Below are 23706 nucleotides of genomic sequence, written 5' to 3'. Positions count from 1 at the left end.
CAACACCAGTGAAACAGTCACACAATAAGAATAAGCCAAGCTGCTTTGTTTTCTCTCTTTATATATACAAAGCAGGACGTCTTGATGCTTTCTAAAATTGTTCTTTCAGAGGATTTAATAATGAAAAAGTTAATCTTACCCTGCTTAATAACCACATTAATTGCTTCCCATGCCGCTTGGGCGGATGACAGTAAAGTGCCACAAAAAGCCAATAAACCATTCACTATGGGAGTAGTGGTTAAAGTGGGGGGTATTCCTTGGTTCAATGTGATGGAACAGGGCATTAAAGCAGAAGGTCAGGCTCTCGGCGTCAATGCCTGGCAAGTCGGGCCAACCACCGCAGACCCCGCCGAGCAAGTTCGTGCTATTGAAGACTTGATTGCCAAAAAAGTCGATGTGATTGGTGTGGTGCCAAATGATGCCAAAGTGCTGGAGCCAGTGCTGAAACGGGCGCAGGAAGCAGGCATTAAAGTCATTACTCACGAATCACCAGGCCAAATCAATGCCGACTGGGACTTTGAGCTATTAGACACCCAAAGCATGGGCGCTAACCATATGAAAGATATGGCGCAATGCATGGATGAGGAAGGCAAATATGCCATGTTTGTCGGTAGTTTGACTGTGCCACTGGTGAATGAGTGGGCCGATGCCGCGATTGCTTATCAAAAAGCACATTATCCAAAAATGCTCCTGGTTGAAGACCGTTTCGGCGTTGCTGAGTCGGTGGATGACTCCATGCGTACCGCCAATGACTTGCTCTCTAAACATAAAGATCTAAAAGGTATTATGTCCTTCGGTTCACAAGGTCCGATTGGCGCTGGCCGCGCGATTGATAAACGTAAGAAAAACGACACCACCTGCGTATTCGGTACCTTTACTCCAGGTCAAGGTATCAAGCTGTTAGAGAAAGGTGCGATTGATGGCGGTTATATTTCCAATCCAATGGTGGCCGGTAAGGTATTCGTGCAGGTAGCCACCGCCATGATGAACGGCGAGCCAATTAAAGACGGCGTCAAACTGGGCGATATGGGTGAAATCAAAACCAAGGGGAATACCATCCTCAGTGATAACCCGGAAAAACTGGATGTAGAAAACACCAAGCGTCTGGTCAAACTTGGTCTGTAAACACAATCCAAACTAAAAAACAGCGCCGGGCACTGCTCGGTGCTTATTTCGGCCTGCAGCATTGAGGCCGTTTTCCGGGGAACAGCACTATGACTAATATTTCTGATGCTGATAAAGGAGTGCCGCTTATCACGCTAAAAGAGCTATCAAAAAGCTTTGGCGGACATCAGGCACTCAAAAATATCACTCTGACGTTGAATAAAGGTGAAGTGCACTGTTTAGCTGGGGCCAATGGCTGTGGCAAAAGTACGCTGATAAAAACCATCAGTGGTGTGTATGCCCCTGATGACGGTAGTGAAATTATTATCGACGATAAATCGTACCCGCGTTTAACCCCTGATCGCGCTCGCGATTTGGGGGTGCAGGTTATCTATCAAGACTTGTCGCTGTTCCCTAACCTGACGGTGGCGGAAAACATTGCTTTCGAATACAACCTGAAAGGTTACTTCGGTTGGTTTAGCAAAACCAAACTCAAACAGAAAGCTTGCCAGGTTTTACAAGAGTTGGCCTTTACCATCGACCCCGATGCGCTGGTACAAAACTTACCTATTGCTCAACGTCAGCAGGTTGCTATTTGTCGCGCATTGGTTGCTGATGCCCGTTTGGTGATTATGGATGAGCCAACTGCGTCTCTCACCCGAACAGAAGTGAATCAGTTGCTGCGCACGGTGAATTACCTGCGCGACAAGAACATCACCGTGGTGTTTGTCAGCCACCGGTTGGATGAAGTGAAAGAGATTTCGGACCGAATTACCGTCATTCGTGATGGCGAGAAAGTGGGAACCTGGCCGGCAAGCACTCTTTCCGTGGGGCGGATTACCGAGCTGATGACCGGTTTAACCATTACCCATGAGCAGAAATTACCGAATGCCGAACTGGGCAAAGTGGTATTGCAGTTAGATAAGCTCAGCCGCAAAGGGCAGTTTGAGAATATTTCCTTTAGTCTGCATCGCGGTGAGGTGCTAGGGCTTTGTGGCTTGCTCGGTTCCGGGCGCACAGAACTGGCGTTGAGTCTATTTGGCATCACCCACCCTGATAGCGGCGAGATTGCTATTGATGGCAAACCGGTTCACATCAAAGATAATACCCGCGCCATCGAGCTGGGGATTGGTTACGTCTCTGAAGACCGCCTGACACTCGGCGCCGTGCTACCGCAATCGGTCGCCGACAACATGATGCTGTCAATATTGCAACGTATTCGCACCCCGCTCTACCTACTTGATGAAACGAAAAAAGCGGCGCTGGTGCAGGAATGGGTAAAAGATTTAGACATTAAAGTCACCAACCCCGATAACCCACTGTCAACCTTATCCGGCGGTAATCAGCAAAAAGTGGTGCTGGCCAAATGGATTCTGACCAAACCGAAAGTACTGATTCTTGACTCCCCTACCGTGGGCGTCGATATCGGTGCGAAAGACAGTATTTACAAGCTAATTCACCGCCTATCAGGTGTCGGTATTTCGGTACTGCTTATCTCCGACGAAGTGCCAGAAGCCTATTACAACTGTGATCGCATCCTGCATATGAAACAGGGGTGCATCGTCAATGAATTGATCCCGAATCAAATGACTGAGCAACAGCTTGCGGAGGCCATCAATGCCTAATATCAGCAGACTCAAACCGCAATCCGTTGAAGGGTGGCTAGCCTGGGTTATCGTCATTATGCTGGCCCTGTTCTCCCTGCTTAGCAGTGAGTTTCTGTCCATTCAAAACCTGCTGGATCTGACGGAAAGCTATGCCGTCACCGGCGTCTTTGCCCTCGGGCTTTTTGTAGTACTGGTGACCGGCGGTATCGATATTTCCTTTGCTGCCGTGGCCTCGGTGGTGCAATACGTGGTGGCATCACTGCTACTCAATGACGTGATTGCCAGCCCGCTATTGTGCCTGGTTATCGCTATCTCCATCGGCGTGTTGCTCGGTTTCGTTAATGCGATACTGATTTACTATCTAAATATCGTTTCCATCATTATCACCATCAGTATGCAATCGGTACTGTTTGGCATCCTGATGTGGATAACCAACGGCCACAGTATTTATGACTTGCCGGACTGGTGGATAACCCAGCGATCCATTCTGCCCTTTAGCGTTGATGGCGAGAGTTACCAAATTGGCTTGCCGCTGGTCATTATGCTCGCTATTGCCCTACTCACCTGGCTGCTACTGAATAAAACTCATATTGGTCGTCAATTATATGCCGTCGGCGGTAGCCCTGAATCTGCGCGCCGTATCGGTATTCGCGTGTCACTGCTTTATCTGTTCGCCTATGGCTATTTAGGGGCAACGGCAGCAATCGGTGGCATGTTGCAGACCTACCGAATGAGTGAGGTGGTACCAAGTGCACTGGTGGGCGGCGAGTTGGATGTTCTGGCCGCAGCCGTGTTAGGGGGTGCCAGTTTGTCCGGTGGGCGCGGCTCGGTGGTTGGCACACTGATGGGCGTCTTCCTCATTGGTATTCTGAAAAATGGCCTCAACCTGATCGGCGTTTCCAGTTACTTCGTCAACATTGTGATTGGCGTGGTGATCGTCGCCGCCATTTGCGTCACCCATTACAAGAAACGCAAAGAAACTGATGTTGGCTTTGTCTGACAGGGGCTTTTTATGAAAAAGAACACGTTTTTCCATATCGACGGCACCATCTCCGGTTTACTGAGTATTTGCTGTCTGGCAACACTGGCTTTCAGTCTGGCTATGCCCGGTCACTTCTTTACCACGAACACCTTTTTGAGCATCGCTTTCCAATTGCCGGAGTTAGGGCTGCTGACCTTTGCCATGTTTGTGCCGATGCTCAGCGGCGGGCTAAATCTGTCCATCATCGGCACAGCTAACCTCACCGGCCTGTTTATGGCCTGGTTGCTTATTCAATATGTTCCAGCGGATGCCAGCACCGCGACACAATTGATGTGGCTGGTGATTGCCCTGTTGGGGGCGGCGCTGATTGCCGTCATTATCGGCACGCTAACCGGGCTGATGATCGCTCGCATCGGCGCGCACCCGATTCTGGTGACATTGGGCAGCATGACCATTATTAGCGGGATCGGTGTTTATCTGACCAAAGGGGCCGCACTCAGTGGTATGCCGCCCATTGTTCGCAGCATGGGATCAGAGGTGGTGATGGGCATCCCTATCCCGATGATTATTTTTGTCGTCGCCTCACTGCTGTTGGCACTGATATTAGGTAAAACACGGCTAGGTAAAACTATCTATATGTGCGGCAGTAATATCAACGCCACCTGGTTCAGTGGTATCCGTACTGACCGCGTGATGATTGCTATCTACTCCATCTCCAGCCTGTTATGTGTGTTAGCCGGCCTGATTATGATGTCGCGTTTTAACTCAGCACGCATGGGATATGGCGACTCTTATCTGTTACTGACCGTGTTGGCTATCGTGCTGGGTGGGACCAATCCGTTCGGCGGAGTAGGGAAAGTTAGCCATGTGTTTTGTGCGCTACTGGTATTGCAGGTCATCGCCACCGGCCTGAGCCTACTGGGTGTCAGCCTGCACTTCAATCTGGCGGTTTGGGGGATCACGCTTATCTTCGCGCTGGCCTTTAAGTTCTTCAAAGAGAAATGGAAAGCCAAACGTGCCATGAAAAATAACCGATTGAAAAATTTCAGTAAGATGGCCATAGGGAAAACAGAATAATGCGAATTCACCCATTAGGAATCTATGAAAAAGCACTGCCTGTGGGCACCAGTTGGGTTGAAAAGCTGGCGGTAGCAAAGTCCTGCGGTTTCGACTTTGTCGAGATGTCGGTTGATGAAAGCGACGAGCGGCTGGCCCGGTTAAATTGGAGCCGCGAGGAGCGCATGGCAGTTATTAGCGCTATCCAGCAAACCGGGGTGAGAATTCCAACACTGTGCCTGTCGGCACATCGCCGCTATCCCTTTGGCAGCCGTGATGCTGCCACCCGTGAGCAAGCACACACTATCATGTTGCAAGCCATCCGGCTGGCGCAAGATCTGGGTATTCGCACCATTCAACTGGCGGGTTATGACGTTTATTACGAGCCACAAGACAGCGAAACCATCCGCCGTTTTGAACAAGGTATGGCATGGGCAGCACAGCAGGCAGCAGCGGCACAAGTGATGTGTGCGGTAGAGATCATGGACACACAGTTTATGAATTCCATCAGCAAGTGGAAGGCGTTGGACCGCAAAATTGGCTCGCCGTGGTTTACCGTGTATCCCGACATTGGCAACCTCACCGCGTGGGGCAATGAAGTGGATACTGAACTGGCAAGTGGCATTGACCGAATTGCGGCTATCCATCTGAAAGATACTTTTGCCGTCACCACTGATTGCCCTGGTCAGTTTCGTGATGTGCCCTTCGGTGAAGGCTGTGTCGACTTTGTTAGTCTGTTTAAAACCCTGCGGCGTCTGAACTATCGCGGCACCTTTCTGATTGAAATGTGGACCGAGAAATCAGCCGAACCGTTGCTAGACATCATCCATGCCCGCCACTGGATTGAAGACAAAATGCGGCTGGCTGGTTGGGGTAACGATACCTTACCGGCTGCATGCTAAGGAGCCATAATGAGCCACTATTTTCTCGGCATTGACCTTGGCGGCACGGTAACCAAGGCCGGGATTTATACCGCCGAAGGGTGCGAAATTGCGGTTACAGAGCAGGCTTTGCCGGTGCTTAGCCCACAGGTAGGGTTTTGTGAGCGCAATATGGAAGCACTATGGGCGGCGACTTGCCAGGTTATCCGCCAGACCCTCAATAATGCGCAGGCGGTGGCTGGTGTGGCGGCCGAGCAAATTCACGGCATCAGCTTCTCTGCTCACGGTAAAGGATTGTATTTGGTAGATAAACAGGGCCAACCGGTGCGCCATGGCATTGTTTCTTCCGATTCCCGCGCGCAAACTTTGGTTAGCCGCTGGCAAAAAGAAGGCAAAGCAAACCAAGCTTATGCACTCAGCCTACAACAACTGTGGCCATCCCATCCGGCAGCCCTACTGCGTTGGCTTAAAGAGAACGAACCGGAAAACTATCACCGCAGCGGTTATGTGTTAATGGCACATGACTATATCCGCTATCGCCTGACAGGCGAGTTCACCATTGAAGAGACTAATATCTCTGGCAGTAATCTTTATAACCAATACAGCGGCAATTTTGATCCGCAACTGATGAAGATATTCGCCATTGAGGAAGTCGCCGAGAAAACCGCACCGATTATTGGCTCTGCGGATCTGGCAGGCTATGTCAGTCAACAGGCGGCACAGGCCTGTGGCTTAAGACCCGGTATTGCGGTATACGGTGGTATGTTTGATGTAGTCGGTGCGGCGTTAACCTCCGGCTTGCATGATAGCCACCAGCTCAGTGCTGTGGCAGGAACCTGGTCAATAGCTACCCGGGTATTCGAAGGCGTACAGCCATCTGACTACCCTTATGTGTGGGGGAAATATTGCATCCCCGGTACCTACTTTGTTCACGAAGGCAGCCCAACCTCCGCCAGTAATCTGGCGTGGTTTGTACAGCAATTCCTACCAGATTTGCCCGACAGCTATCAAACACTCAATCAATGGGCTGAGTTGGGTTATGCGAAGTCGGAAGATTTGCTGTTTTTCCCGTGGCTATACGGCTCCAATTACAGTGCCAATCTTAGCGGCGGTCTGTTAGGGCTGAGCGGGCACCATACTCGCCAGGATATTGTTTACGCGATTTATCAGGGGATTGTTTTTTCGCATCTGTTGCATCAGGACCAGATTCTGGCGCTGGGCGATAACACCGACTGCATCCGTTTCAGCGGCGGCCCCACTCACTCGGCCATCTGGATGCAAATGTTTTGTGATGCCAGTAATTTGCCATTAGAAATTGTCGATATTCAGCAATCCGGTTGCCGGGCTGCGGCCCTGTGTGCGGCAGTGGGAAGCGGCTATTATCGCGGTTTTGAGGACGCCATCACTGCCAGCCCGCCGCCTATCACTCGCCTGCTACCCAATGCTGAAAAACACCAGATATTGAGAGCGCGTTTTGACAAGTTTAAGTGCATTGCCGAGGCGTTAAGCAGAGTCATGTAGTTGCATCACAGGCAGAATTTAGTGAAAAACACAATAACATCATCAAGTTATAGCCAAAATAATTGGAGTTACAGCTAGGCAGCAAGAAAGCGAATCCCGATGAGCTGACATAAGTCAGTGATTCGGGTGAGTGAACGTAGCTAACACTCCGGCAGCTTCAAGTATGAAGGATATAATAGTGTCCCACCATCATCCTGCCAGAACCATCGATAAGTGCGGAAAATGAGATCCACCCTTTATAAAGAGGGTGGGGCCGTCGCCTCGCACTGACAATCTATAGTAAGATCATCGCCAAAGTCATGTCCCCAAAGAGATTAGAGTGGTAGGTAGGCGGCAAGTGAGCGCCGCTAACAATCTTGCTACTTCAAGTTCGAAGGGGAAAGTAAAAATATATCGGCTTGGCTTACTAACGCTTGTTTCTGTTATCGAACGCTTTCGCTAACTGATGTTGAATGTGAGAAAAATATGTCAAACAAACCGTTCCACTATCAGGATCCCTTCCCGTTAAAGGAAGATGATACTGAGTATTACCTTGTCAGTAATAATCACGTCTCGGTTACCCAGTTTGAAGGCCACGACATGCTAAAAGTCGAGCCAGAAGCCCTGACCCTCCTCGCCCAACACGCTTTCCACGACGCCTCATTCCTGCTACGCCCCGCTCACCAAAAGCAAGTTGCCGCTATTTTGGATGACCCAGAAGCGAGCGAAAATGACAAATATGTTGCCCTGCAATTCCTGCGTAATTCGGAAATTTCCGCCAAAGGGATTTTACCGACCTGTCAGGATACCGGCACCGCAATTATCGTCGGCAAAAAAGGCCAACGTGTTTGGACCGGTGGCAATGACGCAGAAGCCCTGTCACGCGGCGTGTATAACACCTTTATTGAAGATAACCTGCGCTACTCGCAAAACGCGGCGCTGGATATGTACCAAGAAGTGAACACCGGCACCAACCTGCCAGCACAAATTGACCTGTACAGCACTGAAGGCGAGGACTACAAATTCCTGTTCGTCACCAAAGGTGGTGGCTCAGCCAACAAGACCTATCTGTATCAGGAAACCAAGGCGCTGCTGTCTCCGGGCAAGCTGAAAGAGTATCTGGTCGAGAAAATGCGCACCTTGGGTACCGCGGCCTGCCCGCCATACCATATCGCCTTTGTGATTGGTGGGACGTCGGCTGAAAGTACCCTCAAGACCGTCAAATTAGCCTCAACCAAATATTATGATGGTCTGCCGACTGAAGGGAATGAGCACGGGCAAGCTTTCCGTGATACCGCGCTGGAACAAGAGCTACTGGAAGCGGCACAGGACTTAGGTTTAGGCGCGCAGTTCGGCGGCAAATACTTTGCTCATGATGTGCGGGTGGTGCGTTTGCCGCGTCATGGTGCATCCTGCCCTGTCGGGATGGGGGTCTCCTGCTCTGCCGACCGTAATATTAAAGGCAAGATTAACCGCAAAGGGATTTGGCTGGAAAGGCTAGAGCAAAACCCAGGGAAATATATTCCTGAGCATTTGCGCCAGAGCACCGAAGGCAAAGTGGTTAAAATCGACCTTAACCGCCCAATGGCCGATATCTTAAAAGAGCTGTCTCAGTATCCGGTATCAACCCGCCTGTCACTGAGTGGGACGATTATTGTTGGCCGTGATATTGCCCATGCAAAATTAAAAGAACGGTTGGATAACGGTGAAGGTTTGCCGCAATACATTAAAGATCATCCGATCTACTACGCCGGGCCGGCCAAAACGCCAGAAGGTTATGCATCAGGCTCCCTCGGGCCAACCACCGCGGGCCGCATGGATTCCTACGTGGACCTCCTGCAATCCCACGGCGGCAGTATGATCATGCTGGCAAAAGGCAACCGTAGCCAGCAAGTGACCGATGCCTGTCACAAACACGGAGGCTTCTATTTGGGCAGCATTGGCGGCCCAGCCGCAGTATTGGCACAAAACAGCATTAAGAGTCTGGAGTGTGTGGAATATCCTGAACTGGGTATGGAAGCCATCTGGAAAATTGAAGTGGAAGACTTCCCAGCCTTTATCTTGGTAGATGATAAAGGTAATGATTTCTTCCAACAGATCCAGGCATCAAGATGTAACCGCTGCGGTTAACATTAAAATCCAACCTCGGTGGTTTCGCCGGGGTTGGATTTATTACAAATAAAAAGTTTACAAATAAAAAGCAGATAAAATTTCGAATGGTTTTTAAGCACCCCACTGGTGCAATTTATTAACCTCCGCCATTCTCTTCACTATGCTCTACATGGATAATCTCGCCATTTTGCTTTTCATCATCCACAGTTAGCGCCCCCCACCAGCCCCAAACGAATGAACCATTTACGTGCAACGTAAAGCCCTGATTTAGTGCAACGAATTTCAATTTTACTATTTGATTTTTATTGGAAATTCTTCGTTGACAATAACTCTGATTACTTTTTATAGTGACCCTGACTTCTCCGCAAGAACGCCAACGTTGTCGGCTTGTGGTTATGGCAATAGAGCCCTCGCAATGTCATCTGACTTTGCCGGGCTTTTTTTTTGGCTTTTTTTCAGACCCACTTTTTTAACCAATATCAGGGATACTTATGTCCAGAATAAAACGGTCAAGAATAAAATGTCATTACGCTGCGCTCTCAATCGCGCTGGCAACTGCATTTGCCGTGACCTACTCAGGTATGACGATCGCGGCAGAAAAACCGGTGAAAATTGGTTTATTGGAAGATGCTTCCGGTAACTTTGCTTTGCCGGTTATTCCCAAAATTCATGCTACAGAACTGGCAGTAGAAGAAATCAATGCCAAAGGCGGCATACTCGGACGCCCAATCGAGTTGGTCAAATACGATACGCAATCCGATAACACCCGCTTTCAACAAATGGCTCGCCGCTTAATTAAAAATGACAAAGTAGATGTGATATTCGGGGCGTTTTCCAGTGCCTCACGCGAAGCTATCCGCCCGATAATGGACCGTGAAAAGCAGCTCTACTGGTATAACAATCAGTATGAAGGCGGCGTGTGTGACTCCAATGTTTTCGTCACCGGCGCCGTGCCTGAACAGCAGTTCTCAACCCTGATCCCATGGATGATGGAGAAGTACGGCAAAAAAGTTTACACCATTGCTGCCGACTATAACTTCGGGCAAATCTCAGCTGAATGGGTACGCAAAATTGTGGAAGAGAATGGCGGCACCATGGTGGGTGAGGAGTTTATTCCGCTGAGTGTTTCGCAATTTGGTCAAACCATTCAGAACATCCAGAAAGCCAAACCTGATTTCGTGATGACTTTGCTGGTCGGAGCGAACCAATCTTCTTATTACGAGCAACAAGCCGCAGCAAAATTGAACTTGCCGATGGGGAGTTCAGTTAACGTCGGCCAAGCTTATGAGCACAAACGCTTTAAAGCCCCGGCACTGAAAGATATGTATATCACGGCTAACTACATTGAAGAGGTGGATAGCCCCGCCAGTAATGATTTCAAACAGCGTTTTCACGCCAAATTCCCGAATGAACCGTACATCAATCAGGAAGCGGCCAATGCCTACGACGCAGTTTATCTGTACAAAGCGGCGGTAGAAAAAGCGGGCAGCACCGATATGGACGCGGTGCGTAAATCACTGGAAAGTGGTGATATCTGTACCGATGGCCCTTCAGGAAAAGTCTGTATCGATCCGAAAAGCCATCATTTGAGCCACACCATCTATCTGGCTCATGTCAAAGATGACCACTCAATCGAGATCCCGAAAGTGTGGGCCGATATCAAACCGTATTGGTTGGGTGAGGCCGGTTGTAACTTGCCGGTGAAACCGGATAACAGCCAATACACACCATCATCTCCGCCGAAAAAGGCCTAAACCACGCTAATGACAAAGCTATTGATAGCTTGGTGAGTGAAGGGGGGACCACACCTCGGGGCGCTCCGATGGCTTACGCACTTGTATTTGAAACTAAGAGCGATCCCAGCGGCACGTTTCCCCTTCATTTGACTTTGTCAGCAGTTTGAACGGGCTATTTTATAGGGAAGTCGCCGCTTGAGCGGGCTTCCCTGTGTTATCCATTTTCAATAGTGTCAATCAGGACACCAGGGATTGCCAAACGATGTTAACGCTATCCTTTCTCTATTCGGTGATTTATCAGTTTGGCGATAACTTCGCCTATCTGGTGCTGGCAGCACTAGGGCTGGCGGTTATTTTTGGCATGATGGGCGTGATAAATCTGGCACATGGCGAATTCATTATGTGTGGTGCTTATGTCACCATCCTGATGAACAAAGCAGGCTTGCCACTGCCTTTTGCCATGCTCGCCGGTACCTTAGCGGCGGCGTTCTTCGGCGGGGTGGTCGAGCGCCTTGTGGTGCGCCATCTCTATGGCCGTTTGTATGATTCGGTGGTGGCGACGTGGGCTATCAGCCTGATTGTGCAGCAAAGTATGTTGCTGATCGCCGGTCCATCACTGGAGGGATTGTCTACGCCTTTCGGCTCTTTCACCCTTGGCGAATACTCGTTTGCCACTTACCGCGCATTACTGCCCTTTTTCGCCATTGCCATATTAATGGTGCTCTATTGGCTGTTCTTCCACACCAATTACGGCGTCTGTGCCAGAGCTACCATTCAAAACGCCCGCATGGCCTCCTGCCTGGGGTTAGAAACTGATCGTATTTATACCCTGACATTCGCGCTGGGCGCAGGGCTGGCGGGGCTCGCAGGGGCCATTTATGCCCCGACGCTAACCGCCGTACCCACCATGGGCAGCAGCTTTATTGTTCAAGCCTTTGTTTCGGTAGTGGTCGGTGGCGCCAATGTACTTGTTGGCACCATTCCTGCAGCGATTGCCTTAGGTGCGATACAAACCGGGCTGAACTCCTGGTATGGGCAACTGGCGGGGCAAATTGGCTTACTGGTCACCGCTGTCTTGGTTATCCGCTTACTGCCTAACGGTATTGGCAGCCTGTTTACCCGTAACCGCTAGGAGCCTAATGTGACAATGACCTCTGTTAATTTATCGACGGTGAAGCAACGCACGCCCTCCACCACTCGGCTGGCGGCAATGTTAATTCTGGCCGGCGCACTCGCGCTGCCGTTAGTGGTCGATAGCGCCATGATAGGCGACTTCTCCTACTTCCTACTCTGGACCTTCTGTGCCATCGGATTGGCCGCAATGTGGGGGCATGGCGGCATTTTATCTTTCGGGCAGACCGCCTTCTTTGGCCTTGCCGGTTACACCTATGGCGTGATGACGCTGAATTTTGGCGATGGGGTACTCTCCACCTGGTCGGGGCTGGTCATGGCACTGCTAGTGGCTGCCACCGTGGCGGCGGCACTGGGCTATCTGATGTTTTACGGCGGGGTGACCGGTATTTTTATCGGCATTGTGACGCTCTCTTTCACGCTGGTATTGGAAACCTTTATGTCCCAGACCGCAGGCCCGCAATGGGCTATCGGCAGCGCGCGACTGAATGGGTTTAATGGTATGTCAGGTATGCCGCCACTCTCCCTACCGTGGTTTGGCGGCGAATTACTGACACTGGAAGGCAATGCGTTCTACTACCTGATTATCGTGCTGCTCGCGGGGGTTTATTGGGCTGTTCGGCGCTTATTGCGCTCCGATTTTGGCCTGACACTGGCCTCTATTCGTGAGAACCCACGTCGGGCAGAAATGCTCGGTATTGATATCCGCCGCTACCAATTACTGGTGTTCGTGCTGGGTGGCGTGCTCTCCGGGTTATCCGGCGCACTTTATACCCTGTGGGGTTCTTACATTACCCCCTCTTCCATGGGGCTAACTGCCGCCGCGATGCCGGTTATCTGGGTAGCGACCGCTGGGCGTAAAAACATTTTCGGCACGGTGGTCATCACAGCCCTGCTGGTGTGGTTATCCCAATGGTTGGCTATCTATGGCAGCGAATACGCCATGATCCTGCTGGGGGCCATTCTGCTGTTTGTCGTGCTGGCCGCCCCTAATGGTCTATTACCTTGGCTGGCAGAAAAAATCACCCGCTTATCTGCCGCACGTCAGAAGAAAGGGGAATCGCTATGAATCAGGCATCACAGGATCTGATCCTCGAAACCCGTGGGCTGAGTAAGCGCTTCGGTGGCATTCAGGTTATCAATAAGGTCGATTTGCAAATACGTCGCGGTGAAGTGCGCTGTGTCATTGGCCCGAATGGCGCCGGTAAAAGTACCTTTTTCAAATTACTGACTGGTGAACATACGCCAAGTGATGGGGATATCCGTTTCTTCAATCGTCGGCTGAATACTTTAGCCCCCTTCCAGCGCATCAGGATGGGCATGAGCATTAAGTTTCAGATCCCCGGTATTTTCCCTGAATTGACCGTTGAGCAACATTTGCAATTATCACTCAGCCACTTACGCCCAGAGGTTCGCTCACAAGCGGTCAGTGTCGATGAGCTACTCGAGCGCTTTAAGCTCAGCTCTGAATACCATCAGTTGGCCGGTAACTTGTCTCACGGCAAAAAACAGTGGCTGGAAATTGCGATGGCCGTGTCGCTGCAACCGACGTTGCTAATGCTTGATGAGCCAGTGGCAGGCTTATCTATTGATGAAACCTATCTCACTGGTGAGCTGATTAAGCAGATGCAGAGTGATGGTCTGACGCTGATGGTCGTGGAACACGACATGACATTCGTGCGCCAGATTGCCTCACAAGTCACGGTCCTCCATGGCGGGCAGGTTTTTGCTGACGGCAATGCCGCCGACGTGCTGGCCCGTGAGGATGTGGCGGATATCTATTTGGGGAAAGCGGTATGAATAACGTGGTGTTGCAAATAGAGGGGCTGACCGGCGGTTATGGCGGTGGGCAAGTGCTTAATGGCGTAACACTGCAACTGCACGCCGCAGAAGTCTTAGGTTTGATTGGCCGCAATGGGGTGGGGAAAACCACACTGATGCGCACTTTAATTGGTGCGGTACCGACGAAACAAGGCAGCATTTTGTTGGGCGAGACTGACATCACCCTAGCCTCACCGCAGCGCCGTGCCCGCTTGGGGATTGGTTACGTCCCGCAAGGACGTGAAGTGTTTGCTGGTCTGACGGTGGCGGAGAACCTGCAAGTCGGCATGCAGTTTGTACGAGAACACCGTGAGTTTGCTAAAGACTTGCTGGAGCGGGTGCTGGATTACTTCCCCATCTTGCGCCAAAGACTCAAACAAAAAGCCGGCACCATGAGTGGCGGCGAGCAACAACAATTGGCTATCGCCAGAGCCTTGGTCGGCTCACCCAAAGTATTACTGTTGGATGAACCCTCGGAAGGTGTTCAGCCCTCTATCGTCAATATCATTGCCGATACTCTGGTGCGCATTGCCCGCGAACTGCATGTGGCAGTGATTCTGGTTGAACAGGATATCGCAATGATCCAGCGGGCCGCACAACGGTGCGCAGTGATGGACAAAGGCCAAATAGTAGAAAACCTGACCCAACAACAACTTTCTGATGATCTTTTAATGCGCCGTCATCTGGCTTTGTAACCGGATGCCGCTATACCCTAAATAGTTCGAGCTTCAGGAAAGTGGCAACGAAACCAACCCAATTAGTTTAGATAAATCAATATATTGGGTGAGTGATGGCAGCCAGCGCACATGCAGCTTGAAGTATGACGAGTATATTACGTGGAGAATTGCTAATGAAATGGCTGGAAGAATCAATCATGGTCAAACGCGGTGTCGGTGCTGGACGTAAACCGGTGACCCATCATCTGACCGAAGAGATGCAAAAAGAGTTTCACTATACTATCGGCCCCTACTCAACACCGGTGCTGACCATTGAACCCGGTGATCGGGTGATTGTCGATACCCGCGATGCCTTTGAAGGTGCCATTAGCTCAGAGCAAGATATTCCGAGCCAACTGCTCAAAATGCCCTTTCTCAACCCACAAAATGGCCCGATCATGGTCAATGGTGCCGAGAAAGGGGATGTGATCGCAGTTTATATCGAATCCATGTTGCCGCGTGGCGTTAACCCGCACGGCATCTGTGCGATGATCCCCCATTTTGGCGGGCTGACCGGAACAGATCTAACCGCCATGCTCAATGACCCACTACCAGAAAAAGTGCGCATGATTAAGCTCGATAGCGAAAAGGTCTACTGGAGCGAGCGCCATACCCTGCCCTATAAACCCCACATTGGCACCCTAAGTGTGTCGCCAGAAATTGACTCAATCAATTCACTCACGCCGGATAATCACGGCGGGAATATGGATGTCCCGGATATCGGGCCGGGGAGCATTACTTATCTGCCGGTGCGCGCCCCCGGAGGACGCCTGTTTATTGGTGATGCTCATGCCTGTCAGGGGGATGGGGAGATTTGCGGCACCGCGGTGGAGTTCGCCTCAATCACCACCATCAAAGTGGATTTGATTAAGAACTGGCAACTCTCCTGGCCACGAATGGAGAACGCCGAAACCATCATGAGTATCGGCAGTGCGCGCCCGTTAGAGGATGCCACCCGTATTGCTTATCGCGACCTGATTTACTGGCTGGTGGCCGATTTTGGCTTCGAACAGTGGGATGCCTACATGTTACTGAGCCAATGCGGCAAAGTGCGGCTGGGCAACATGGTCGACCCGAAATACACCGTCGGCGCGATGCTTAACAAAGAACTTTTAGCGCAGTAAAAACAGCTAGCACAGTAAAAATTCTAGACCCTAAATAATTCGAGTTGCAGGAAGGCGGCAAGTGAGTGACAAATCGGTCAGGAACCAATTTGAACGCTGTTTGCAGCGGCCTCGCAGAGGCGAGGCCCAGTAACGAGGGCAGCCAACACCCCTGCAGCTTGAAGTATGACGGGTATTCATCGAGTTTGGATAAGCAGGTGCCTATGAGTTCAGATACACCGGTCAACATTGGCTTACTGTACTCCTTCAGCGGTGTGACGGCGGCACAAGAGCTGTCGCAATGGCGGGGAGCAACACAGGCTATTGCCGAAATTAACCAAAATGGCGGCATCAACGGCAGGCCACTGAATGCGATTCATTTTGACCCACAATCTGACGATACGCAGTTCCGTGCCTTGGCCGAACAATTGATCGTCGAACATGAGGTTAATGTGATTTTTGGCGGCTACACCTCCAGTAGCCGTAAAGCCATGTCACCCATCGTCGAAAAGTACCGTCGGCTGCTGTTCTACTCACAACTGTATGAAGGCTTTGAGTTTTCGGAGAATATCTTTTACGGCGGCGCGGCACCTAATCAAAACTGTGTACAACTGGCGGACTATCTCACCGGGCAGTTTGGCGCGCGGGTTTATTTGATTGGCTCCCGTTATATTTACCCTTATGAATGTAATCGCAACATGCAGGAGTTAATTCTGCAACGCCACGATGGCGCGGTTATTGGCGAGCGCTATTTAGATCTGAATGCACCTTATGAGGCGTTTCTGCCCATCATTGAGGAGATAACCAAAAAGCAGCCCGACTTCATCTTCAGTACCGTGGTAGGTCAAACAGTCCCCTTTTTGTATCAGGCTTATCAGGCTGCGGGGCTGGATCCTGGCCGCATGCCAATTGGCAGCTTGAATACATCAGAAACCGAGATTGCCATTATGGGGGCACAAGTGGCACAGGGCCATTTCAGTTCAGCTCCCTATTTCCAAAGCATTAGCACCAAAGCAAATCAATCAGCACTTAAACAATTCCATCAACAATTCGGGCCGGAACTCACCACCGACATGAATTGGGAAGCCACTTACAGCCAGGTGCATCTGTTTGCCAAAGCCATGGCAGAATGCGGCAGCGACCATATCTTCCCGCTGTCTGCCGCACTGCGTGGGAGCCAATTTGATGCCCCTCAAGGCCGCATTCGTATTGACCCGCTGAATCAACATACCGGACTGTATCCACGCATTGGTATGGCGAATGAGCATGGGCAATTTACCGTCGTGCAGGAGTCTCGCCGTATCGTCGAACCCGACCCCTATATGACTAATCAGATTCAGGGCGATTGGGTCACGAAGTTAACGACCGTGGGGTATCCACATGCGACCTAGCGATAGCAGAATCAGTGCAACCGCCCTATTACTCAGTCGTGGGATCCGTTGTGTGGTGTTACATCCCGACGACGAAGACGGTGCCACCCTCACCAATCATTTACGCCGAATGGGGTTTAAGGTTCAGGCTTTCTGGCCTATCCCTGAGCAACTCCCCGCCGATACAGATCTGATTTTCTATGCATTACAGTCAGATAACCCGGAACCAGATGTGTCATGGCTCAACCCTAACAAACATGCCCTGATAGCAGTTATTACCTATGAAAATCCGACATTTATTGATCAAGCACTCAATATGGGCGCGGGCACCTCGATAACCACTCCCATTCGCGCCTCAGGCTTATTGTCAGCCATGGTGTTTGCTTTACACCATGCCCAACAGCAGCGGCTGATGAGTGATCGAATCGAACGGCTGGAGAAGAAAGTGCTAGGGGTTCGCCAGGTCAGTGAGGCCAAAGCGATCCTGATGCGGATGCACAGCATTGGTGAAGAGCAGGCTTACGACATCCTGCGCCATCAGGCCATGGATAAGCGCATTACCGTCGAAGAGATCTCGTGCGCATTGATTCAAGCCAACGATATTTTCTCTTGGACCACACCAGCGGCTGCCAATCACCGGAAGAATTGAGTTTAATTGCCGCTATATGCCGAACCTAAAATTTATTATTTATGAGGATCATCATGTCGATAACGCCTTTTCTTGCAGCCGCAATTCAATTTGAACCCTTAATGTTTGCCAAAGAAGCGAATTTGCGTCAGTTACTGGCATTGGTAGAACAGGCGGCACAGAAAGGTGCTCGTCTGATTACCACGCCAGAAATGGCGACCACCGGTTACTGTTGGTTTGATCGACAAGAGATTGCGCCCATGGTCGAAACCGTCCCCGGTGAGAGCACCGCTCGCTTTGCGCAACTGGCGCAGCGTTATCAATGCTATATCGTCTTAGGGATGCCAGAAGTGGATCCGCAAACAGCGCTGTATTACAACAGTGCAGTACTCATCGGGCCGCAGGGGGTGATTGGCTGCCATCGCAAAAGCCACCCCTATATTTCAGAGCCTAAATGGGCTGCTGCGGGTGACGTCGGGCATCAAGTGTTTGATACACCGCTGGGACGTATTGGCATGCTGGTGTGTATGGATATTCATTTTCCCGAAACGGCCCGTCTGCTGGCACTGGATGGCGTTGATGTCATTTGCCATATCAGCAACTGGCTGGCAGAGCGCACTCCGGCCCCTTACTGGATCAGCCGGGCCATGGAAAATGGCTGCTATCTGTTGGAAAGCAACCGCTGGGGATTAGAGCGCGGCGTGCAATTTAGCGGTGGCAGTTGCATCATTGAGCCTGATGGCAACATTGCTGCGGTGGTGGATGGCGGCGATGGGATTGCTTATGCCGAAATTGACATCAGCCGTAGCCGTCAGCGTCAAGTGTTAGGCGAGTTAGTGTTTGAGCAGCGCCGCCCTGACTATTATCACGCGCTATTAAGTGACAGTTTTTTGTGGAACCCACAGGATTTCTTTGGGCTTTACGGGCAACGGCCGTTGCCGCCCGGTAAGCAGAGCCGGATCACGGTAGCGCAGTTCTCCCCAACAGAACGGGTGGAGGATAATTTGGCAGCAATTACCGCCCTGACAGAAGAGGCGGTGTTACAGCAAGGCAGTGAGCTTATCGTGTTCCCGGAGTTATCCCTGACCGGTTATCTCGCGGGTGCGGTTCAGGCCCAAACATCAGAAAGTCCCGCGGTGCAGGCGCTGGCTCGTCTGGCTATAAAGTTACGGGTATATCTGGTAGTAGGAATGGCCGAAAAACAGCAAGATAAGTGCTACAACACCCAGATTATGTTGGGGCCGGAGGGGGTCATTGGCACCTATCGGCAAATACATCTGTCTCGAGCACATCAAGCGTGGGCTAGCGCTGGGGAGCACTGGTGCGTATTTGATACTGCGCTCGGAAGGGTCGGATTGCTACTGGGCCAGGATGCACTGTTGCCCGAATCAGCGCGTATTTTGGCCCTGATGGGATGCGATATTATCGCCTGTTCCGCCGCACTTCCTGCGGGGTTCACTGCTGCGCATGCGGGCAGTGTCGTGGTGCAAAATTATCCGATTCCAATGGGAGCCGACCCGCTACACTGGCACTTATTCAGAACCCGCGCGGGGGAAAATAATCTTTATTTGGCCTTTGCCAATGCTGTCGATGACCTCAATCAGCAAGGAGGATATAGCGGAATATTCGGGCCGGAAACCTTCACTTTCCCACGTCTTGAGCGGCTGCTGTGGCAAGAAACGCAAGCCGTAACACAAACCATTAATACCGCGTCTCTCGCCGGCAGCCCCTACCCAACCAATGTCGTGCGCCGTAAAGATCTGGTCACCATGCGCCAGCCCCATCACTACAAACCGTTACTGAATTAGTCCCTTTCCCTGACTAACCTCGGATAAGTATTACCGGGGTTAGTGCTATAACCGCGCCATTCTGCACATATGTGCAAAACCAACCATATCACACAAAATAAAAATGTGATCACAATCCAAATTTTGTCGTCAAGATCGTTGCGGCACACAAAAACCCTATTTCAATTTATTTAATATAAATCAATTCATTAAATATGAATGCACATCTGTGCGATAACTAAAGTGGGTAATAGCGCTTGAATTGGTTTTTTATGGAAGATATTGAGAGTTATTCGTTATATTGTGCTTTTGACTTCAAAAATGGAAAGTGATTATATCAAGCCATAGATAACTTAATGACATTTGCACAAATGTGCAAGAGGTTGAAAATGGAAAAGAGCGACGATCTGCGCCTGATGGTGAAAATTGCACAAATGTATTACGAGCAAAACTTCACGCAAGCGGAGATAGCACGCGCGCTCGGTATTTATCGCACCAGTATCAGCCGAATGCTAAAAAAAGTACGCGAACAGGGCATTGTTACTATTTCAATCAATTATAACTATAACGAGAATCTGTTACTGGAACAGCAGTTGAAGTCGCGTTTTAAATTACGTGAGGCGATTGTCGTCTCTTCAGAGCATGATCAATCGCCAGAACATCAGTTGATATTAATGGCAAAACAGTGTGCCGCATTGTTAAACCGAATTATTGAAAATGGCGATATCCTCGGCTTCTCTTGGGGCAGTGCGATTGCCACCCTGATTGAGCAAATGGATATATCACCGGTATCGCGTCAGTTAACCTGTATCCCGATGGTGGGTGGCCCCTCAGGTAAGCTGGAAAGCCGTTATCATGTGAATACCCTAGTTTATAGCGCCGCAATGAAATTAAAAGGCGAGTCATTGTTGATCGATTTCCCGGCAATTCTGGAGAAAAGTGTTATCCGTGATGGCATTGTGCAATCTCAGCATTATCAGGCTATCGCTGACTATTGGCAGCGGCTGGATATCGCTATATTCGGTATTGGTTCACCCAATATCTCGGGGAATTCCACCTGGCGCGCTTTTTATGGCAGTGATGTTATTGATCACTTTAATGACCGACAGGTTGCTGGCGATATTTGTTCGCGTTTTTACGATTTGCAGGGCAACCCGGTGGAAACCTACATTAGCGATAAGACGATCACTATCGACTTAGAGAAAATTAAAAAAGCCCGTTATTCCATCGGTATTGCGCATTCCCATGAAAAAATCAGCGGGATCATCGGAGCAATTAAAGGAAAGTATATTAATAGTCTGGTGACCACGAAAGAAACTGCCGAGGAGATACTCAAACTAACGGCATAAAGTTCAGCTAAAGAAATACCATGAGGAAAAGTTTACTGTCAGTCATGATTAACTTTTCCTCTTTATATCAAAAAACTCAATTAATTGCGCCTTAGGGTGTATGGCTGAGTATTAGCAAAATTCAGAACAGCAGGGAAATTCTATGAACGATTGGCTTAATTTAAAAGATAAAGTTGTCATTGTAACCGGTGGTGCATCAGGGATTGGCTACGCTATTGTGGAAGAGTTACTGGCGGCAGGTGCCAAGGTGCAATTAGCCGATGTTAATAAACTTGACGGTGACATTAAAAATAATCCACAGCTGAGTTTTATTCAATTGGATATTTCAGACCGTAGCAGTGTACAGACTGCAATTGATAATATTCTAACCCAACATGGGCATATTGATGCATTAGTTAATAATGCCGGGATTAATCTCCCCCGTCTGCTGGTCGATCCGAAACAGAGCCACAGCCAATATGAGCTGAAAGATAACGAATTTGAAAAAATGGTAAATGTGAATCAGAAAGGGGTGTATCTGATGTCACAAGCCGTGGCACGCAATATGGTTGAGAACAAACGCGGTGTCATTATTAATCTCACGTCGGAAAGTGGATTAGAAGGCTCTGAAGGACAAAGCTGTTATGCCGCAACTAAAGCCGCACTATATAGTTTTACCCGCTCCTGGGCCAAAGAACTGGGAAAATACGGTATTCGTGTGGTGGGCGTCGCGCCGGGTATTTTGGAGAAAACCGGTTTGCGCACCCTGGATTATGAAGAAGCACTGGCCTACACCCGTAATATAACAGTTGAGCAGTTACGTGACGGTTATACCAAGAATGCCATTCCAATTGGCCGGGCTGGAAAACTATCAGAAGTGGCTGATTTTGTGACTTACTTATTATCCGAACGTGCCAGCTATATTACCGGCGTTACCTACAACATTGCCGGTGGTAAAACCCGAGGCTAAACAGGAGGTATGATGGTTAGTGTCATTTTTTGTGCTCATGGTGATTTAGCGGTTTCAATGCTTAACTCCGTCAATATGGTGTATGGCGAAACACAAAATATTACCCCGCTGTTATTTAACCGTGGTGAAAATGCCGAAGATTTAGTGACAAAAATGCAGGATGTGATGGCACATAGTGACAGTTGCTCTTGGCTGATTGCGGTTGATTTGCAAGGTGGCAGCCCATACAACGCTGCCGCACGGTTGGCATTCAACAATCACAACATTCAAGTTATCAGTGGGTTATCACTACCACTGGCACTGGAGATTGCCGATAACCAGCACTCGATGGCAGTAAGAGAACTGGCTGATTACTTACTGGAAATCGGCGCGCAGTGTGTGCAGTCATTCCATCACTTACAGAATGTCGAAGAAGAAGAGGCCGACTTTATATGAAAATCAATCTGGCAAGAATTGACGACCGGCTGATTCACGGTCAGGTCACCACGGTATGGGCGAAAGAGGCCAAAGCTGGGCGGATTATTATCTGTAGCGACGAAGTCTATAACGATGATATTCGTAAAACGTTATTAAAACAGGCAGCACCTCCGGGAATAAAAGTAAACGTGGTTAATATAGAAAAAGCCGTCGCGGTTTACCACAATCCTAATTACAGTAATGATACGGTTTTTTATTTATTTACCAATCCGACCGATGTTTTTCGCCTGGTGGATCAAGGCGTGAAGATTGAAGTTATTAATATTGGTGGCATGGCATTTAAACAAGGTAAAAGGCAATTAACTAAAGCAGTATCAGTTGACCAGGAGGATATTAAAGCCTTTTATGCATTAGCTGAACGTGGCGTACATTTGGATTTACGGGTAGTCACTTCCGACCCTCAGGTAGATGTGATTAAAAAAATACGTGAACTGGAGTCTAAATAACGACATTTAACACAACCGACAAATAATAACTCAGGTTTTATTAAACATTTAAATCCGCTTACTCAACCTGGGCAATGAAACTATTTAATGATAATCCATGGCGATAGTGGCCAGGGTTAATAGGAGTATATTGCCGAAAGGGGTCCACCATGGAAATAAGTTTAGTACAGATAATCTTAATCTTTATTTTCTCATGCATCGCCGGTATGGGCAGTGTGCTGGATGAATTTCAAACTCATCGGCCATTAATCGCCTGTACCATTACTGGCCTGATCCTCGGTGATATGACCACCGGCGTGATTCTCGGCGGTACCTTGGAATTGATCGCCCTCGGGTGGATGAACGTCGGTGCGGCGCAATCCCCCGATTCCGCCCTCGCCAGTATTATCTCAACCATTCTGGTGATTGTCGGCCATCAAAACATTGCCACCGGGATTGCTATCGCCCTACCCGTGGCGGCAGCCGGTCAGGTGCTGACAGTGTTCGCCCGTACCATTACCGTGGTTTTCCAGCACGCAGCAGATAGGGCCGCAGAAAAAGCCAACTTTGCCATGATCGACTTAATGCATGTCTCAGCCCTACTGGTTCAGGCTCTGCGCGTGGCGATACCGGTTTTGATCGTATCCATCTTTGTCAGTGCCGATACCGTCAGTCACATGCTCAGCGCGATTCCAACCGTAGTCACCCATGGGTTACAAATCGCGGGCGGATTTATTGTGGTGGTCGGTTATGCCATGGTACTCAACATGATGGGCGTGAAATACCTTATGCCCTTCTTCTTCCTCGGTTTTATTGTCGGTGGCTACCTTGGTTTCAGCCTGCTCGCCTTCGGTGGCATCGGCCTGATTATTGCCTTGCTATATATCCAGTTAAATCCTCTGTATCAGAAACCGGCGGCTCCTGCGACGTCAGCCAGCCACGCCAAACTTGATGAATTAGAAGATTAGGAGA

21 protein-coding genes are annotated in these 23706 nt (G+C 49.8%); all 21 read left to right on the top strand.

The genetic code is table 11. The annotated features are described in order from the left end of the window. Positions 1-120 precede the first annotated feature (120 nt). The 21 genes from Q2T72_RS04605 to Q2T72_RS04505 all read left to right on the top strand — a co-directional run bounded on the left by Q2T72_RS04605 (position 121) and on the right by Q2T72_RS04505 (position 23702). Positions 121-1125, top strand: a complete 1005-nt coding sequence (locus tag Q2T72_RS04605) for a substrate-binding domain-containing protein (protein ID WP_372568723.1) — start codon at positions 121-123, stop codon at positions 1123-1125. Positions 1126-1214: 89 nt separating this feature from the next. Beyond that, a complete protein-coding gene (locus tag Q2T72_RS04600; protein ID WP_372568722.1) occupies positions 1215-2729 on the top strand; it encodes a sugar ABC transporter ATP-binding protein in 1515 nt (504 codons plus the stop codon). Beyond that, positions 2722-3711, top strand: a complete 990-nt coding sequence (locus tag Q2T72_RS04595; protein ID WP_083160301.1) for an ABC transporter permease — start codon at positions 2722-2724, stop codon at positions 3709-3711. The genes Q2T72_RS04600 and Q2T72_RS04595 overlap by 8 nt, the downstream gene beginning before the upstream one ends. A gap of 12 nt (positions 3712-3723) precedes the next feature. Then, on the top strand, positions 3724-4770 hold the full coding sequence (locus tag Q2T72_RS04590; protein WP_083160303.1) for an ABC transporter permease: 1047 nt from the start codon (positions 3724-3726) through the stop codon (positions 4768-4770). Next, entirely contained in the window at positions 4770-5651 is an 882-nt protein-coding gene (locus Q2T72_RS04585; protein ID WP_083160305.1) for an L-ribulose-5-phosphate 3-epimerase, read from the top strand. The genes Q2T72_RS04590 and Q2T72_RS04585 overlap by 1 nt, the downstream gene beginning before the upstream one ends. 9 nt (positions 5652-5660) lie before the next feature. Then, a complete protein-coding gene (locus tag Q2T72_RS04580; RefSeq protein WP_372568721.1) occupies positions 5661-7151 on the top strand; it encodes an FGGY-family carbohydrate kinase in 1491 nt (496 codons plus the stop codon). Between the two features lie 465 nt (positions 7152-7616). Continuing rightward, positions 7617-9260 (top strand): class I fumarate hydratase FumA, encoded by a 1644-nt coding sequence (fumA, locus tag Q2T72_RS04575; protein WP_083160309.1) that lies wholly within the window; start codon positions 7617-7619, stop codon positions 9258-9260. A gap of 569 nt (positions 9261-9829) precedes the next feature. Beyond that, entirely contained in the window at positions 9830-10996 is a 1167-nt protein-coding gene (locus tag Q2T72_RS04570) for an urea ABC transporter substrate-binding protein (protein WP_019080392.1), read from the top strand. A 244-nt stretch (positions 10997-11240) separates the two neighbouring features. Beyond that, positions 11241-12110: a branched-chain amino acid ABC transporter permease gene (locus Q2T72_RS04565; protein ID WP_005181910.1), complete on the top strand. Its 870-nt coding sequence runs from the start codon at positions 11241-11243 to the stop codon at positions 12108-12110. Between the two features lie 9 nt (positions 12111-12119). Further along, complete coding sequence (locus Q2T72_RS04560; RefSeq protein WP_083160311.1) at positions 12120-13178, top strand: ABC transporter permease; 1059 nt, start codon at positions 12120-12122, stop codon at positions 13176-13178. Next, positions 13175-13909, top strand: coding sequence for an ABC transporter ATP-binding protein (locus Q2T72_RS04555; protein ID WP_083160313.1), 735 nt, complete (start codon positions 13175-13177; stop codon positions 13907-13909). Before Q2T72_RS04560 ends, Q2T72_RS04555 begins: the two co-directional genes overlap by 4 nt. After that, positions 13906-14625 carry an ABC transporter ATP-binding protein gene (locus Q2T72_RS04550; RefSeq protein WP_083160315.1) on the top strand — a complete coding sequence of 240 codons (720 nt, stop codon included), beginning with the start codon at positions 13906-13908 and terminating at the stop codon, positions 14623-14625. The genes Q2T72_RS04555 and Q2T72_RS04550 overlap by 4 nt, the downstream gene beginning before the upstream one ends. 155 nt (positions 14626-14780) lie before the next feature. Further along, positions 14781-15770, top strand: a complete 990-nt coding sequence (locus Q2T72_RS04545) for an acetamidase/formamidase family protein (protein WP_004389165.1) — start codon at positions 14781-14783, stop codon at positions 15768-15770. 203 nt (positions 15771-15973) lie between these two features. Next, positions 15974-17140 carry a transporter substrate-binding domain-containing protein gene (locus tag Q2T72_RS04540; protein WP_372568720.1) on the top strand — a complete coding sequence of 389 codons (1167 nt, stop codon included), beginning with the start codon at positions 15974-15976 and terminating at the stop codon, positions 17138-17140. After that, entirely contained in the window at positions 17130-17768 is a 639-nt protein-coding gene (locus tag Q2T72_RS04535; RefSeq protein WP_083160319.1) for an ANTAR domain-containing response regulator, read from the top strand. Before Q2T72_RS04540 ends, Q2T72_RS04535 begins: the two co-directional genes overlap by 11 nt. A gap of 53 nt (positions 17769-17821) precedes the next feature. Further along, on the top strand, positions 17822-19555 hold the full coding sequence (locus tag Q2T72_RS04530) for a nitrilase-related carbon-nitrogen hydrolase (RefSeq protein WP_372568719.1): 1734 nt from the start codon (positions 17822-17824) through the stop codon (positions 19553-19555). A 368-nt stretch (positions 19556-19923) separates the two neighbouring features. Beyond that, the gene (locus Q2T72_RS04525) at positions 19924-20883 is read left to right on the top strand and encodes a sugar-binding transcriptional regulator (protein WP_083160323.1); all 960 of its coding nucleotides are present in this window, start codon (positions 19924-19926) and stop codon (positions 20881-20883) included. Positions 20884-21025: 142 nt separating this feature from the next. After that, on the top strand, positions 21026-21832 hold the full coding sequence (locus Q2T72_RS04520; RefSeq protein ID WP_083160331.1) for an SDR family oxidoreductase: 807 nt from the start codon (positions 21026-21028) through the stop codon (positions 21830-21832). A 12-nt stretch (positions 21833-21844) separates the two neighbouring features. After that, positions 21845-22267, top strand: a complete 423-nt coding sequence (locus Q2T72_RS04515; RefSeq protein WP_083160333.1) for a PTS sugar transporter subunit IIA — start codon at positions 21845-21847, stop codon at positions 22265-22267. After that, positions 22264-22755 (top strand): mannose/fructose/sorbose PTS transporter subunit IIB, encoded by a 492-nt coding sequence (locus Q2T72_RS04510; RefSeq protein ID WP_372568718.1) that lies wholly within the window; start codon positions 22264-22266, stop codon positions 22753-22755. The genes Q2T72_RS04515 and Q2T72_RS04510 overlap by 4 nt, the downstream gene beginning before the upstream one ends. Before the next feature lie 149 nt (positions 22756-22904). After that, positions 22905-23702 (top strand): PTS mannose/fructose/sorbose transporter subunit IIC, encoded by a 798-nt coding sequence (locus Q2T72_RS04505; protein ID WP_193784718.1) that lies wholly within the window; start codon positions 22905-22907, stop codon positions 23700-23702. The last annotated feature ends 4 nt before the right edge of the window (positions 23703-23706 follow it).

Origin of the sequence: Yersinia sp. 2466 StPb PI, from assembly GCF_041538325.1 — a bacterium.
In the GTDB taxonomy this organism is placed as follows: domain Bacteria; phylum Pseudomonadota; class Gammaproteobacteria; order Enterobacterales; family Enterobacteriaceae; genus Yersinia; species Yersinia enterocolitica_E.
The sequence above is the reverse complement of the archived record's forward strand: the minus strand, read 5'-3'. Positions and strand labels throughout refer to the sequence as shown.

Excerpts from the sequence above, each read along its gene's own strand:
- Q2T72_RS04605 (WP_372568723.1), top strand. The coding sequence starts at position 121 with ATGAAAAAGTTAATCTTACCCTGCTTAATAACCACATTAATTGCTTCC.
- Q2T72_RS04600 (WP_372568722.1), top strand. The coding sequence starts at position 1,215 with ATGACTAATATTTCTGATGCTGATAAAGGAGTGCCGCTTATCACGCTA.
- Q2T72_RS04595 (WP_083160301.1), top strand. The coding sequence starts at position 2,722 with ATGCCTAATATCAGCAGACTCAAACCGCAATCCGTTGAAGGGTGGCTA.
- Q2T72_RS04590 (WP_083160303.1), top strand. The coding sequence starts at position 3,724 with ATGAAAAAGAACACGTTTTTCCATATCGACGGCACCATCTCCGGTTTA.
- Q2T72_RS04585 (WP_083160305.1), top strand. The coding sequence starts at position 4,770 with ATGCGAATTCACCCATTAGGAATCTATGAAAAAGCACTGCCTGTGGGC.
- Q2T72_RS04580 (WP_372568721.1), top strand. The coding sequence starts at position 5,661 with ATGAGCCACTATTTTCTCGGCATTGACCTTGGCGGCACGGTAACCAAG.
- fumA (WP_083160309.1), top strand. The coding sequence starts at position 7,617 with ATGTCAAACAAACCGTTCCACTATCAGGATCCCTTCCCGTTAAAGGAA.
- Q2T72_RS04565 (WP_005181910.1), top strand. The coding sequence starts at position 11,241 with ATGTTAACGCTATCCTTTCTCTATTCGGTGATTTATCAGTTTGGCGAT.
- Q2T72_RS04555 (WP_083160313.1), top strand. The coding sequence starts at position 13,175 with ATGAATCAGGCATCACAGGATCTGATCCTCGAAACCCGTGGGCTGAGT.
- Q2T72_RS04550 (WP_083160315.1), top strand. The coding sequence starts at position 13,906 with ATGAATAACGTGGTGTTGCAAATAGAGGGGCTGACCGGCGGTTATGGC.
- Q2T72_RS04545 (WP_004389165.1), top strand. The coding sequence starts at position 14,781 with ATGAAATGGCTGGAAGAATCAATCATGGTCAAACGCGGTGTCGGTGCT.
- Q2T72_RS04540 (WP_372568720.1), top strand. The coding sequence starts at position 15,974 with ATGAGTTCAGATACACCGGTCAACATTGGCTTACTGTACTCCTTCAGC.
- Q2T72_RS04535 (WP_083160319.1), top strand. The coding sequence starts at position 17,130 with ATGCGACCTAGCGATAGCAGAATCAGTGCAACCGCCCTATTACTCAGT.
- Q2T72_RS04530 (WP_372568719.1), top strand. The coding sequence starts at position 17,822 with ATGTCGATAACGCCTTTTCTTGCAGCCGCAATTCAATTTGAACCCTTA.
- Q2T72_RS04525 (WP_083160323.1), top strand. The coding sequence starts at position 19,924 with ATGGAAAAGAGCGACGATCTGCGCCTGATGGTGAAAATTGCACAAATG.
- Q2T72_RS04520 (WP_083160331.1), top strand. The coding sequence starts at position 21,026 with ATGAACGATTGGCTTAATTTAAAAGATAAAGTTGTCATTGTAACCGGT.
- Q2T72_RS04515 (WP_083160333.1), top strand. The coding sequence starts at position 21,845 with ATGGTTAGTGTCATTTTTTGTGCTCATGGTGATTTAGCGGTTTCAATG.
- Q2T72_RS04510 (WP_372568718.1), top strand. The coding sequence starts at position 22,264 with ATGAAAATCAATCTGGCAAGAATTGACGACCGGCTGATTCACGGTCAG.
- Q2T72_RS04505 (WP_193784718.1), top strand. The coding sequence starts at position 22,905 with ATGGAAATAAGTTTAGTACAGATAATCTTAATCTTTATTTTCTCATGC.